This is a genomic window from Streptomyces sp. NBC_01232 (assembly GCF_035989885.1).
Lineage (GTDB): Bacteria > Actinomycetota > Actinomycetes > Streptomycetales > Streptomycetaceae > Streptomyces.
In genome coordinates this window covers 1,874,453-1,887,487 of the sequence record NZ_CP108518.1, presented here as the reverse complement: position 1 = coordinate 1,887,487, position 13,035 = coordinate 1,874,453, and the positions used below count along the sequence as shown (strand labels likewise).

Below are 13,035 nucleotides of genomic sequence, written 5' to 3'. Positions count from 1 at the left end.
GGAAAGCTGCCCGATTTTACGCCCCGCGTTGCACGCGGCGGTGTTCCGGTTGTTTTTGGAGCCCCTGCCTGTGCCCGGCGGGGCTTTTTTCATTCTCCCGCTGCGGTCGGTCTGACGGAAATACACGTCAGCGGCTGTCTGCCAGGCAGCCGTGTGGTGCTACCGAGGAGGATCCATCAGCACCGAGCCCCGCATCAACGACCGGATTCGCGTTCCCGAGGTACGGCTTGTCGGTCCCAGCGGCGAGCAGGTCGGCATCGTGCCGCTTGCCAAGGCGCTTGAGCTCGCGCAGGAGTACGACCTCGACCTGGTCGAGGTCGCGGCGTCCGCACGCCCGCCGGTCTGCAAGCTCATGGACTACGGCAAGTTCAAGTACGAGTCGGCCATGAAGGCCCGTGAGGCGCGCAAGAACCAGGCGCACACGGTCATCAAGGAAATGAAGCTCCGGCCGAAGATCGACCCGCACGACTATGACACCAAGAAGGGTCACGTCGTTCGGTTCCTCAAGCAGGGCGACAAGGTCAAGATCACGATCATGTTCCGTGGTCGCGAGCAGTCCCGGCCGGAACTCGGCTACCGACTGCTGCAGCGTCTCGCTTCGGACGTCGAGGACCTCGGGTTCATCGAGTCGAACCCGAAGCAGGACGGCCGAAACATGATCATGGTCCTCGGTCCGCACAAGAAGAAGACCGAGGCGATGGCCGAAGCCCGCGAGGCGCAGGCCGCCCGCAAGGCGGAGCGCCAGGGTGTCGCCCACACCGAAGACGAGGCTCCTTCCGAGGACGCCGCCGTCGAGGTCGATGACACCACCGAGGTCGCCTCTGCCGAGGTCACCGAGGCCGCTGCCGAAGAGGCGCCGGCCGACGAGGCGAACGCCGAGGCCTGATCCCGAGGCAGCCCGTCTCGGATCACCGACACAACATGACGCTCCCGTCAGCCGGTCCCCACAGGACCGGCGGGAGCGCCACCGACGAGGAGATAACGGCGCTATGCCGAAGAACAAGACGCACAGCGGTTCCAAGAAGCGCTTCAAGATCACCGGCTCCGGCAAGGTGCTCCGTGAGCGCGCCGGCAAGCGCCACCTGCTCGAGCACAAGTCGTCCCGTGTCACCCGCCGCCTGACCGGCACCGCGGAGATGGCCCCCGGCGACGCCGCGAAGATCAAGAAGCTTCTCGGCAAGTGACGTCCTCCGCTCCCGGTCCGGGAGCGGGACGTCAAGACCGGGACCCCATCGAATTCGGGCCGTGTGAAGACACCCACGGCCCCGCTACAAGGAGTTAAAAAGTGGCACGCGTCAAGCGGGCAGTAAACGCCCACAAGAAGCGCCGGGCGATCCTCGAGGCGGCCTCCGGCTACCGCGGTCAGCGTTCGCGCCTGTACCGCAAGGCCAAGGAGCAGGTCACCCACTCGCTGGTCTACAACTTCAACGACCGCAAGAAGCGCAAGGGCGACTTCCGTCAGCTGTGGATCCAGCGCATCAACGCCGCTGCCCGCCAGAACGGCATGACGTACAACCGCCTCATCCAGGGTCTGAAGGCCGCCAACATCGAGGTGGACCGCAAGATCCTCGCGGAGCTGGCCGTCAACGACGCCAACGCGTTCGCCGCGCTCGTCGAGGTCGCGCAGAAGGCGCTCCCGGCCGACGTCAACGCCCCCAAGGCCGCTGCCTAAGGGCTAGCCGGCCCAGCTCGTACAGGGCCGGCCCCCACGGACCCGCAGGCATTCGCCTGCGGGTCCGTGTGCTTTCCGCCCCGCCGCAGCCCCGCTGCTGCGCTGCCGCCCCGCCCCGTCCGCCCGGAACCCCGAGAGAGAACCGCACACACCATGGGTCACCCCGACGAGCTGATCTCCCCCCGATCCCCGCGGGTGGCCGCCGCCAGGCGACTGGCGCGGCGCAACTTCCGCACCAAGGAGCGCCGCTTCATCGCCGAGGGCCCGCAGGCCGTCCGCGAGGCCGTGGAGCACCGCGGTCCCACGGGAGCGTCGACGCTGATCGAGCTGTTCGCCACCGTCGAGGCGGCCGAGCGCTACTCCGGGATCATCGAGGCCGCCCTGGACGCGGGCGCCCGCGTGCACTACGCCTCCGACGAGGTGCTCGCCGAGGTCTCGCAGACGGTCACCCCGCAGGGCCTGGTCGGTGTCTGCCACTTCCTGGACTCCCCGTTCGAGGAGATCCTCAAGGCCGAGCCCAAGCTGGTCGCCGTCCTCGCGCACGTCCGCGACCCCGGCAACGCCGGTACGGTGCTGCGCTGCGCGGACGCCGCCGGCGCCGACGCGGTGGTGCTGACCGACGCCTCCGTGGACCTCTACAACCCCAAGTCCGTACGGGCCTCCGTGGGCTCCCTCTTCCACCTCCCGGTCGCCGTCGGCGTTCCGGTGGAGCAGGCCGTCGAGGGGCTCCGGGCGGCCGGCGTACGGATCCTGGCGGCCGACGGCGCGGGCGAGGACGACCTCGACGCCGAGCTCGACGCGGGCACCATGGGCGGGCCTTCCGCCTGGGTCTTCGGCAACGAGGCCTGGGGTCTGCCCGAGGAGACCAGGGCCCTGGCGGACGCCGTCGTACGGGTCCCGATCCACGGCCGGGCGGAGAGTCTGAACCTCGCGACGGCCGCCGCCGTGTGCCTCTACGCGTCCGCGCGTGCACAGCGGGCGCCCGGAGGGTGCCGCTCTGTGACCCCCAGCTAGTAATGTGGCAGCCCGGGGGCCCACTGCGCTACTCGGAGATGTGGGGTACGGGGACATGACCGTCGGTACGAACAGCTCACCGGGGGCCGGAACGACGGCCGGTACGCCGGTTCTCGGCGGCCCCTGCGCCCGCACGGGCGGGCCCGACGACGGCGTCGCCGGCCACTCCGGCGACGGCGCGCTCCCGGCGCCCCCCGGACCTCCCGCACTCGCCTCCGGCGCGCTGAGCGCCGTACCGCCGCAGGCCGCGGCCCGCGGGGCCGTCCCGGGCGGCGGCGACGCCCCCGGTGAGGGGTTCGGCCTCGGGATCGACCCCGACAGCCTGCCCGACGGGCTGGTCGTCGCAGACGACACCGGGCGGGTGATCTGCTTCAACCGGGCCGCGGCCCGGATGACGGCGACCGACCCCGCACAGGCGCTCGGCAGGCGCATCGACCGGGCACTCCCGCTGGAGGACCTCGAAGGCCGCCGCTGGTGGGCGCTGACCGACCCGTACGGGGGCCTCGCCACCCGCCGCGGACAGCCCGAGCGGAACCTGCTGCTCCCGGGCGGCCGCGAGGTGCTGGTCTCCGCCAGCTACATCCGTACGCACCCCACCGGCCCGCTGCGCCGCCTCGTGGTCACCCTGCGCGGTACCGAGGCCCGCCGCCGCACCGAGCGCAGTCACGCCGAGCTGATCGCCACGGTCGCGCACGAGCTGCGCTCCCCGCTGACCTCGGTCAAGGGGTTCACGGCCACCCTGCTCGCCAAGTGGGAGCGGTTCACGGACGACCAGAAGCGGCTGATGTTGGAGACCGTCGACGCCGACGCGAACCGCGTCACCCGCCTCATCGCCGAGCTGCTCGACATCTCCCGCATCGACTCCGGCCGTCTGGAGGTGCGCCGGCAGCCCGTCGACATGGCCACCGCCGTCGGCCGGCACGTACAGGCGCTCACCGCGAACGGGCAGGCCCCCGAGCGCTTCCTCGTGAGCGTCAGCCACCCGCTCCCCGATCTGTGGGCCGATCCGGACAAGATCGACCAGATCCTCGGCAACCTCCTCGAAAATGCGGTGCGCCACGGAGAAGGAACGGTCACCATCGGGGTGTCGCCACATGAGAAGGGAACCGCCGTCACCGTGTCCGACGAAGGCCCCGGGATCCCCGAGGAGTCGATGGGCCGCGTCTTCACCCGCTTCTGGCGGGGGAGCAAGCGCGGCGGCACCGGCCTGGGCCTGTACATCGTCAAGGGCATCGTGGAGGCCCACGGCGGGACCATCACGGTCGGCCGCGGCCCCGGCGGCGGCGCCGAGTTTCGATTTATCCTGCCCGTGAGCGCCCCCGCGTATCTCACGCAGTAGCCCTGCGGAGAGTCCCGGCAGGCGGCCCACGGGCTCCTTCACCCCCAGCGACCTTTAGACTCGTCCTTTGGCACCTTTGTGTCCTTGTGCCGAGCGCGTCCTGCGCGTCGCGCGGGGGACCCATCCAGCCAGCCATCGGAAGTACGGGAAGAGATGTCGGCACCGAACAAGTCGTACGACCCTGTCGAGGTCGAGGCACTGAAACCGGAAGAGATCGAGCGCATGCGGGACGAGGCGCTCGCCGCCTTCGCGTCCGCCGGCGACCTCGACGCGCTGCGGGAGGCGAAGACCGCGCACATGGGCGACCGCTCGCCCCTCGCGCTCGCCAACCGCGAGATCGGCGCGCTGCCCCCGCAGGCCAAGGCCGAGGCGGGCAAGCGCGTGGGCCAGGCCCGGGGCGCCGTGAACAAGGCCTTCGGGGCCCGCACGGTCGAGCTCGAGGCGGAGCGCGACGAGCGGGTGCTGGTCGAGGAGGCCGTGGACGTCACGCTGCCTTACGACCGCGTCCCCGCCGGCGCCCGGCACCCCCTGACCACGCTGATGGACCGCATCGCGGACATCTTCGTGGCCATGGGGTACGAGGTCGCCGAGGGTCCTGAGGTCGAGGCGGAGTGGTTCAACTTCGACGCCCTCAACTTCACGCCGGACCACCCGGCGCGCCAGATGCAGGACACCTTCTTCGTCCAGGGGCCCGAGGGCACCCAGGGCGACGAGTCCGGCGTCGTGCTGCGCACCCACACCTCCCCGGTGCAGGCGCGCTCGCTGCTGGAGCGCAAGCCGCCCGTCTACATCGTCTGCCCGGGCCGGGTTTACCGCACCGACGAGCTCGACGCGACGCACACCCCGGTCTTCCACCAGGTCGAGCTGCTCGCCGTGGACGAGGGCCTGACCATGGCGGACCTCAAGGGCACCATGGACCACATGGTCCAGGAGCTGTTCGGCGAGGGCACCACCACGCGCCTGCGCCCGCACTTCTTCCCCTTCACCGAGCCGTCCGCCGAGATGGACATGCAGTGCTACGTGTGCCGCGGCGAGTCGGTGGGCAACCCCGACCACCCGTGCCGTACCTGCTCCAGCGAGGGCTGGATCGAGCTCGGCGGCTGCGGCATGGTCAACCCCAAGGTGCTCATCGCCTGCGGTGTGGACCCCGAGAAGTACAGCGGGTTCGCCTTCGGGTTCGGCATCGAACGGATGCTGATGTTCCGCCATAACGTCGAAGACATGCGAGACATGGTCGAGGGTGACGTTCGCTTCACCCGGCCGTTCGGGAGTGAGATCTGATGCGCGTCCCGCTTTCCTGGCTGCGGGAGTACGTCGATCTCCCCGCGGGTGAAACCGGCCGTGACGTGGCGGCCAAGCTGGTCGACGCCGGCCTCGAGGTCGAGACCGTCGAGCAGCTCGGCGGCGGCCTCAAGGGCCCGCTCGTCGTCGGCCAGGTGCTGACGATCGAGGAGCTCGAGGGCTTCCGCAAGCCGATCCGCTTCTGCACGGTCGACGTCGGTCAGGCCAACGGCACCGGCGAGCCGCAGGAGATCGTCTGCGGCGCCCGGAACTTCGCCGTCGGCGACAAGGTCGTCGTGGTGCTGCCCGGCGCGGTCCTGCCGGGCGACTTCGCGATCGCCGCGCGCAAGACCTACGGCCGCACCTCGCACGGCATGATCTGCTCCGGCGACGAGCTGGGCATGGGCGACGACGGCACGCACGGCATCATCGTGCTGCCGCACGAGCACGAGGTCGGCACCGACGCGATCGAGCTGCTCCAGCTCGTCGACGAGGTCCTCGACATCGACATCACCCCGGACCGCGGCTACTGCATGTCCCTGCGCGGTGTCGCCCGCGAGGCGGCCACCGCCTACGGCCTGCCGCTGCGCGACCCGGCGCTGCTCGACGTGCCCCAGCCGAACTCGTACGGCTACCCGGTCAAGGTCGACGACCCGGCCGGCTGCGACCGTTTCACCGCCCGCACGGTGACCGGACTCGACCCCGACGCGCGCTCCCCGATCTGGCTCACCCGCCGCCTGCAGAAGGCGGGCATGCGCCCGATCTCGCTCGCCGTGGACGTCACCAACTACGTGATGCTCGAGCTCGGCCAGCCGCTGCACGCCTACGACCGCTCCAGCATCGAGGGCACCATCGGTGTGCGCCGGGCCGAGCAGGGCGAAGAGCTGATCACCCTCGACGGGGTCAAGCGCAAGCTCGACGCCGAGGACCTGGTGATCACCGACAACAGCGGGCCGATCGGTCTCGCCGGTGTCATGGGCGGCGCCAACACCGAGATCGCCGACTCCGTCTCCGCGCCCTTCGATCCCTCCGGCTCGAGCGCGGAGGTCACGGGGACCACGGACGTCGTCATCGAGGCCGCGCACTTCGACTCCGTGTCGATCTCGCGCACCGCCCGCCGTCTGAAGCTCTCCTCCGAGGCGTCCAAGCGCTTCGAGCGGGGCGTCGACCCGCAGGCCGCCGCCGCGGCCGCGCAGCGGACCGTCGACCTGCTCGTGCTCCTCGCCGGCGGCACCGCCGAGGCGGGCGTCACCCAGTTCCTCGCCCCGGGCGCGCCGCGCACCATCGCGATGGGCGCGGACCACCCGGACCGGGTCGCGGGCATGGAGTACGGCCGCGAGACCGTCGTGCGCCGCCTCCAGGAGATCGGCTGCGATGTCTACGGCCAGGACGAGCTCGTCGTCACGGTCCCGTCGTGGCGGCCCGACCTCGCCGAGCCCAACGACCTCGCCGAAGAGGTCATCCGGCTGGAGGGCTACGGGAACCTCCCGTCGACCCTTCCGCAGGTGCCCTCCGGCCGCGGTCTGACCGCCCGGCAGCAGCTGCACCGCCGGGTCGGCCGTGCGCTGGCCGGCTCGGGCTACGTCGAGGCGCTCAGCTACCCGTTCCTCGGTGAGGGCGTCTTCGACCAGCTCCAGATCCCGGCGCACGACGTCGCCCGCCAGGTCGTCAAGCTGGTCAACCCGATCTCCGACGAGGAGCCGGCGCTGCGCACCACGCTGCTGCCGGGTCTGCTCGGCGCGCTGCGGCGCAACGACAGCCGGGGTAGCCACGACCTCGCGCTCTTCGAGACCGGTTCGGTCTTCCGTGCCGCCGCCCAGCCGGGTGTCGCCGTACGGCTGCCCGTCGACCGGCGTCCCACGGACGAGGAGATCGCCACCCTGAACGCGGCCCTGCCCGCGCAGCCGCGGTACGCCGCGGTCGTGCTGGCCGGTGCCCGCGAGCAGGCCGGCTGGTGGGGCAAGGGCCGCCCGGCCGACTGGGCGGACGCGGTCCAGGCCGCCCGCGCGCTCGCCGTCGAGGCCGGCACCGAGCTCGTCGTCCGCCAGGGCCAGTACGGTCCGTGGCACCCGGGCCGCTGCGCCGAGCTCGTCGTCACCATCGGCGGGGTCGAGCAGGTCATCGGCCACGCCGGTGAGCTGCACCCGCGCGTGGTCAAGGCGATGGGTCTGCCGGCCCGTACCAGCGCGATGGAGCTCGACCTCGACCGCCTCGCGGCGGCCGGTGGCGAGGCCCTCCAGGCACCCCGGATCTCCTCCTTCCCGGTGGCGACCCAGGACGTGGCGCTGATCGTCGACGCGTCGGTCCCGGCGTCCTCGGTGGAGGCCGCGCTGCGCAAGGGCGCGGGTGAACTCCTCGAATCGCTGCGGCTGTTCGACGTGTTCACCGGTGAGCAGGTCGGCGAGGGCAAGAAGTCCCTGGCCTACGCGCTGCGCTTCCGCGCGGCCGACCGGACGCTGACCGCCGAGGAGTCCACGGCCGCGCGCGACGCGGCGGTGGCCCTGGCGGGCGAGCGGACCGGGGCGGTGCTCCGGGGCGCGTAACCGCTTCCTGTACGCGTGAGGGGCCCATCCGGATCACCGGGTGGGCCCCTCACTCGTTCGGGTGAGAACCCCGGTGGCCCGGGTCCCGGGTGCCGGTCGGTCGACACAATCGATCCGGCCGGAGGGGAGCCCTGCATGCCCGGTACCGGGAAGGGCGGGGTGGGTTGGGGTGAGGGGACGACCGGGAGAGGCCGAGAGGGGCACAGGCGGAGACAGAGGCAGAGGCGAGGCAGCGACCGGGCCGGCGCCCTCGCCGGGGCGCCGCTCACGCCCGCGCGGCTGGTGGCGGGCGTGCACGCCGTTCTGCTCCGGCACACCAGCGGGCGACTCGCCGACGACGTCGCCCTGCTGGTGCTCCGCAACGACCGGCCTGGACCACGCGCGCCGGGCCCGGTGGATGAGCCCGGCGCGCGTCCGGCCCGGCCCCTACCGGGGCGCGGCGACCAACCGGGCGCCGGCGGAACCGGAACGCGCCGCCCGCCTGCCATGGAGTGTCGGGCAGACAGCAGAACGGGCGGCGCGGTGACGGGTCGTCGCACTGTACGAGGGGGAGCCGACGACCCGAGCTACCTCTTGGCGAGGCTCTTCAGTGAAGCGCCCCCGGGGGTCCGCGCGGCAGAGTGCGCATCGCATTTATGCGCGTACACGGTTCACACCCCGTGTGAACCCCGCACCCATTAGCCTGAGACCGACGAGCCCTTGGAGCGGCCCATGCAGCCCAATGTCCTGCTCGATGCCCTCCTCGCCGAGGCGGGCATGTCACACGCCGGACTCGCCGCGTACGTGAACCAGGCAGGCCGCACCCGCGGACTCGCCCTGCGCTACGAACACACCGCCGTGGCGCGGTGGTTGAAGGGCCAGCGGCCCCGGGGTCAGGTCCCCGACCTGATCTGCGAGGTGCTCGGCGGCCGGCTGAGGCGGCCCCTCGGGCTCGACGACATCGGGCTCGGCGCGGCGGACCAGCCCGTTCCGCTGCACGCCTCGCCGCTCAGCGGGTTCGTGGACCGGGCCGCCGCCCTGTGGCGGTCCGACGGCCAGGCCCGGCCCCAGCTGCTCGCGGCGGAGGCGGTCACCGGGACGCCCGCCGTGATCCCGGTGTGGGAGTGGGAGAACCCGCCCGAGGACGCCGACGTCTCCCGCGAGGGCCCGAACCCGATCGGTCCCGAGCACATCGAGGTCCTGAAGTCGGCCCGCGCCCACTACGAGCTGATGTACCGCCGGGCCGGAGGCATGGCTACGCGGGACCGGATCGTCCGCTTCCTGGGCAGCGAGACCGCGCCCATGCTGCGCGGGAGCTACTCCGACGACCTCGGCCGCAGGCTGCACCGGGCCACCGGATCGCTGGTGGCGGTGGCGGGGATCTGCGCCTACGACTCGGACGCCCACGGGCTGGCCCAGCGCTACTTCCACCAGGCCCTGCGCCTGGCCAAGGCGAGCGGGGACCGCGGGCTCGGGGCGTACGTGATCGCGCTGATCGTCAACCAGTCCCTGCACCTGCGGGAGTACCGCCAGGCCGTCGCCTTCGCCGAGGCCGCGCTGCGTGCGGCCGGGCGGCACACCACCCCGGCGCTGGCCGCGGACCTCTACGCCATGCAGGCCAAGGCCTATGCCCAACTCGGGGACACCCAGGCCGCACTGGCCTGCATCCGCAGGGCGGAGGCGGCCGCCGCGCGGATCCGCCCGGGCAGCGAGCCCGACGAGACCGGCTACGTACAGCCGGGGCTGGTCAATGTGCAGGTCGCCGAGGCGCTGCTCAGTCTGGGCGATCTGGAGGCCGCGCGGGTACAGGCGGCCGCCGCCGTCGGCACCCCCGCGCACGACCGCGGCCGGGTGCACCGGCTGGCGATGCTGTGCGAGATCCAGCTGCGTCAGGGGGAGGCGGACCGGGCCGCGGCCTCCGCGGCCGAGATGGCCGAGCGGGCCAAGGGCATGGAGTCGCTGCGGCTGCGCGACCGGCTGCGGGCGGTCCGCGAACAGCTTCTGACCAGCGGTTGTACGGGTGCGGAGGAGACCGCGAGGCTCATCGACGGGGCGCTGCGCGTTCCGCTGTGACCGGTCAGCTGCTGCCATGTTTGCCACCTACTCGAAAGGAAGGTGGCACTGCCGTGCAGTGGATGAACCTGAGTGAGCAGACCGTGTACAAGAACCGTTGGTTCGACGTGAATCTCGCCGATGTGGAACTCCCCGACGGCCGGCACCTGGACCACTTCGTGATCCGGCTGCGTCCGGTCGCCGTCGCCACGGCCGTCAACGAGGCCAACGAGGTGCTGCTGCTGTGGCGGCACCGCTTCATCACCGACAGCTGGGGCTGGGAACTGCCCGCCGGGGTGGTCGAGGACGGCGAGGACATCGCGGTCGCGGCGGCCCGCGAGATGGAGGAGGAGTCGGGCTGGCGGCCCGGTCCGCTCCACCACCTGATGACCGTCGAGCCGTCCAACGGACTGACCGACGCCCGCCACCACCTCTACTGGGCGGACGGGGCCACCCGCATCGGCCATCCCGAGGACGACTTCGAGTCCTCGCGCCGGGAGTGGGTGCCCCTCAAGCTCGTGCCGGACATGATCGCCCGGGGAGAGATCCCGGCCGCCAACATGGCGGCCGGGCTGCTCCTGCTGCACCACCTGCGGCTCGGCCGGCCGTAGGGGCCGGCCGTACGGCTCAGCGGTACGGGTCAGCCGTACGGGTAGAAGCCCGCGCCCGTCTTGCGGCCCAGGCGGCCGGCGTCGACCATGCGCTGGAGCAGCGGCGGAGCGGCGTACAGCGGCTCCTTGTACTCGGCGTACATCGAGTCGGCGATCGACGCGATGGTGTCCAGGCCGATCAGGTCGGACAGCTTGAGCGGGCCCATCGGGTGGGCGCAGCCCAGCTCCATGCCGTTGTCGATGTCCTCGCGGCTGGCGATGCCCGACTCGAACATCCGGATCGCGGACAGCAGGTAGGGGACCAGGAGTGCGTTGACGACGAACCCGGACCGGTCCTGGGCGCGGACCGCGTGCTTGCCCAGCACGTCCCGCACCAGGGCCTCGGCCCGCTTGACGGTGTCCTCGCCCGTGGTCAGCGCCGGGATCAGCTCGACGAGCTTCTGCACCGGGGCCGGGTTGAAGAAGTGGATGCCGATCACCTGGTCCGGCCGCGAGGTCGCGACGGCCAGCTTGACCAGCGGGATCGAGGAGGTGTTGGACGCCAGGATCGCGTCCGGGCGGGTGATCACCTGGTCGAGGACCTGGAAGATCTCCGTCTTGACCTGCTCGTTCTCGACGACCGCCTCGATGACGAGGTCACGGTCGGCGAACTCGCCGAGGTCGGTGGTGAAGGTGAGGCGGGCCAGGGTGGCGTCCCGCTCCTCTTCGGTGATCTTGCCGCGTTCGGCGGCCTTGGTCAGGGAGTTGTGCAGCCGGGTACGGCCGATCTCCAGGGCTTCGCCGGTGGTCTCGGCGACCTTGACCTCAAGGCCACTGCGGGCGCACACCTCGGCGATACCCGCGCCCATCTGGCCACAGCCCACTACGCCGACCCGTGTGATGTCGGAAGGGAGGTCAGTCACTTCGTGCCTTTCGCAGCTCATCCGTCGGCGGGTCCCCCGTACGATTCCGGCGCCCGCCACGCCCCCCGACGTTACTCCCGACCTTGCGCGGGGCGGCGGGCCGGGGCGGGCATGCTGAGCGAACACCGTGCAATGTCACTCAGTGAAATGGAGCTGTCACATGACGTATATCGGCCGACGGGTACTGCTGGCCGGAGCCGTGGGGGTGATCGCCGCCGCCACGGCCGGATCGGCGGCCGCGGCGCCGCGGCCCTCCGCGCGGATCCCCGGGGGGCGGGCCGGCGCGGCCGACTTCCGCGGGATGTGGATCGCCACCGTGGCGAACGTGGACTGGCCCTCCGAGAGCGGACTCTCCGCCGCGCGGCAGCGCGCCGAGCTGCTCGGCCTCCTCGACGCCGCGGTCGAGCGGCGGCTCGGAGCGGTGGTGCTCCAGGTCCGGCCGGCGGCGGACGCGTTCTGGCCCTCGAAGCTGGAGCCCTGGTCGCAGTGGCTGACCGGGAAGCAGGGCGTGGACCCGGGCTGGGACCCGCTGGGCACGGCGGTGAAGGAGGCGCACGCGCGCGGGCTGGAGCTGCACGCCTGGTTCAACCCGTACCGCGTGGCCAACCACACCGACATCGACCGTCTGGTGGCCACGCACCCGGCGCGGCGCAACCCCGGCTGGACGGTGGAGTACGGCGGCAAGCTCTACTACAACCCCGGTCTTCCCGAGGTGCGGCGCTTCGTCCAGGACGCGATGTTCGACGCCGTCTCCCGCTATCCGGTCGACGCGGTCCACTGGGACGACTACTTCTACCCGTACCCGGTGGCGGGGGAGTACTTCGACGACGACGAGGCCTTCGAGGAGTACGGAGCGGGCTTCGCGTCACGGGCCGCCTGGCGCCGCAACAACACCGACACCCTGGTCCGCGAGATGTCCGCGCGGCTGCGGGCGCTGAAGCCGGCGCCCCGGTTCGGGATCAGCCCCTTCGCCGTCTGGCGCAACTCCGACCGGGACCCGGCCGGTTCACCGACGCGTGCGGGCCTCGGGACCTACGACGACCTGTACGCGGACACCCGCAAGTGGGTCAGGGAGGGCTGGATCGACTACATCGTGCCGCAGGCGTACTGGCACATCGGGCATCCGACCGCCGACTACGCCGACATCGTGCCCTGGTGGGCGCGGACCGTCGCGGGGACGAACGTCCGGCTCTACGTGGGGGAGGCCCTCTACCGCTGTGACGAGGACAGCCCCACCGCCGCCTGGCGCGATCCGGGTGAGCTGTCGAAGCACGTGCGGTTCGCCCGCGATTTCCCGGAGGTCCGCGGCCACGTGTACTTCTCGGCGAAGCAGGTGGCCGCGGACCCCAACGGAGCGATGGCCCGGGTGGTCGCCGATCACTACCGGTCGGCGGAGTCCCGGCGCTGATTCAGTGAGTGGGCTCTGAGGGGTGGCGGACCGTGCAGTCGGGTCCGGGAGCCATCAGTGCCTCGTGTCCGTCCTGGAAGCGGACCCGGTACGGGGGGGTTCCGTTCTCGCCCAGGACCTGGGTGATCTCGCCCACCTTGTCGTGCTGTCCTACGATCCTGCCGTGCTGCACCAGCTGGTCGCCCTCGGTCGCGCGCATAACTGACCTCCTCGGTGGCGGTCCGATCCGGTGCT

12 protein-coding genes are annotated in these 13,035 nt (G+C 71.7%); 10 read left to right on the top strand and 2 right to left on the bottom strand.

Going from position 1 to position 13,035, the window contains the following annotated elements:
- The first annotated feature begins 151 nt into the window (after positions 1 to 151).
- The 9 genes from infC (at position 152) to OG444_RS08880 (ending at position 10,491) form a co-directional block, all read left to right on the top strand.
- Positions 152 to 886 (top strand): translation initiation factor IF-3, encoded by a 735-nt coding sequence (infC, locus tag OG444_RS08920; protein WP_327261641.1) that lies wholly within the window; start codon positions 152 to 154, stop codon positions 884 to 886.
- Between the two features lie 103 nt (positions 887 to 989).
- Positions 990 to 1,184 (top strand): 50S ribosomal protein L35, encoded by a 195-nt coding sequence (rpmI, locus tag OG444_RS08915; protein WP_030387121.1) that lies wholly within the window; start codon positions 990 to 992, stop codon positions 1,182 to 1,184.
- Positions 1,185 to 1,285: 101 nt separating this feature from the next.
- Complete coding sequence (gene rplT / locus OG444_RS08910) at positions 1,286 to 1,672, top strand: 50S ribosomal protein L20 (protein ID WP_007263143.1); 387 nt, start codon at positions 1,286 to 1,288, stop codon at positions 1,670 to 1,672.
- Between the two features lie 153 nt (positions 1,673 to 1,825).
- Positions 1,826 to 2,686, top strand: coding sequence for a TrmH family RNA methyltransferase (locus OG444_RS08905; RefSeq protein WP_327261640.1), 861 nt, complete (start codon positions 1,826 to 1,828; stop codon positions 2,684 to 2,686).
- Positions 2,687 to 2,741: 55 nt separating this feature from the next.
- Positions 2,742 to 4,025 carry a sensor histidine kinase gene (locus OG444_RS08900; protein ID WP_327261639.1) on the top strand — a complete coding sequence of 428 codons (1,284 nt, stop codon included), beginning with the start codon at positions 2,742 to 2,744 and terminating at the stop codon, positions 4,023 to 4,025.
- Between the two features lie 153 nt (positions 4,026 to 4,178).
- Complete coding sequence (gene pheS / locus OG444_RS08895; RefSeq protein WP_327261638.1) at positions 4,179 to 5,306, top strand: phenylalanine--tRNA ligase subunit alpha; 1,128 nt, start codon at positions 4,179 to 4,181, stop codon at positions 5,304 to 5,306.
- Positions 5,306 to 7,849: a phenylalanine--tRNA ligase subunit beta gene (gene pheT / locus OG444_RS08890; protein ID WP_327261637.1), complete on the top strand. Its 2,544-nt coding sequence runs from the start codon at positions 5,306 to 5,308 to the stop codon at positions 7,847 to 7,849. The genes pheS and pheT overlap by 1 nt, the downstream gene beginning before the upstream one ends.
- A 711-nt stretch (positions 7,850 to 8,560) precedes the next feature.
- Positions 8,561 to 9,901: a transcriptional regulator gene (locus OG444_RS08885; RefSeq protein ID WP_327261636.1), complete on the top strand. Its 1,341-nt coding sequence runs from the start codon at positions 8,561 to 8,563 to the stop codon at positions 9,899 to 9,901.
- A 62-nt stretch (positions 9,902 to 9,963) separates the two neighbouring features.
- Positions 9,964 to 10,491: an NUDIX hydrolase gene (locus tag OG444_RS08880; protein WP_401284415.1), complete on the top strand. Its 528-nt coding sequence runs from the start codon at positions 9,964 to 9,966 to the stop codon at positions 10,489 to 10,491.
- Positions 10,492 to 10,520: 29 nt separating this feature from the next.
- Here the strand turns inward: OG444_RS08880 and OG444_RS08875 are convergent, their stop codons facing one another.
- On the bottom strand, positions 10,521 to 11,414 hold the full coding sequence (locus OG444_RS08875) for a 3-hydroxybutyryl-CoA dehydrogenase (protein WP_051782388.1): 894 nt from the start codon (positions 11,412 to 11,414) through the stop codon (positions 10,521 to 10,523).
- 139 nt (positions 11,415 to 11,553) lie between these two features.
- Between OG444_RS08875 and OG444_RS08870 the strand changes: the two genes are divergently transcribed.
- Entirely contained in the window at positions 11,554 to 12,801 is a 1,248-nt protein-coding gene (locus tag OG444_RS08870) for a glycoside hydrolase family 10 protein (RefSeq protein WP_327261634.1), read from the top strand.
- A gap of 1 nt (position 12,802) precedes the next feature.
- Here the strand turns inward: OG444_RS08870 and OG444_RS08865 are convergent, their stop codons facing one another.
- The gene (locus OG444_RS08865; RefSeq protein ID WP_030010502.1) at positions 12,803 to 13,000 is read right to left on the bottom strand and encodes a DUF1918 domain-containing protein; all 198 of its coding nucleotides are present in this window, start codon (positions 12,998 to 13,000) and stop codon (positions 12,803 to 12,805) included.
- Positions 13,001 to 13,035 lie beyond the last annotated feature (35 nt).

Excerpts from the sequence above, each read along its gene's own strand:
- OG444_RS08885 (WP_327261636.1), top strand. The coding sequence starts at position 8,561 with ATGCAGCCCAATGTCCTGCTCGATGCCCTCCTCGCCGAGGCGGGCATG.
- OG444_RS08905 (WP_327261640.1), top strand. The coding sequence starts at position 1,826 with ATGGGTCACCCCGACGAGCTGATCTCCCCCCGATCCCCGCGGGTGGCC.
- pheS (WP_327261638.1), top strand. The coding sequence starts at position 4,179 with ATGTCGGCACCGAACAAGTCGTACGACCCTGTCGAGGTCGAGGCACTG.
- OG444_RS08875 (WP_051782388.1), bottom strand. The coding sequence starts at position 11,414 with ATGAGCTGCGAAAGGCACGAAGTGACTGACCTCCCTTCCGACATCACA.
- OG444_RS08865 (WP_030010502.1), bottom strand. The coding sequence starts at position 13,000 with ATGCGCGCGACCGAGGGCGACCAGCTGGTGCAGCACGGCAGGATCGTA.
- rpmI (WP_030387121.1), top strand. The coding sequence starts at position 990 with ATGCCGAAGAACAAGACGCACAGCGGTTCCAAGAAGCGCTTCAAGATC.
- pheT (WP_327261637.1), top strand. The coding sequence starts at position 5,306 with ATGCGCGTCCCGCTTTCCTGGCTGCGGGAGTACGTCGATCTCCCCGCG.
- OG444_RS08880 (WP_401284415.1), top strand. The coding sequence starts at position 9,964 with ATGAACCTGAGTGAGCAGACCGTGTACAAGAACCGTTGGTTCGACGTG.
- OG444_RS08870 (WP_327261634.1), top strand. The coding sequence starts at position 11,554 with ATGACGTATATCGGCCGACGGGTACTGCTGGCCGGAGCCGTGGGGGTG.
- OG444_RS08900 (WP_327261639.1), top strand. The coding sequence starts at position 2,742 with ATGACCGTCGGTACGAACAGCTCACCGGGGGCCGGAACGACGGCCGGT.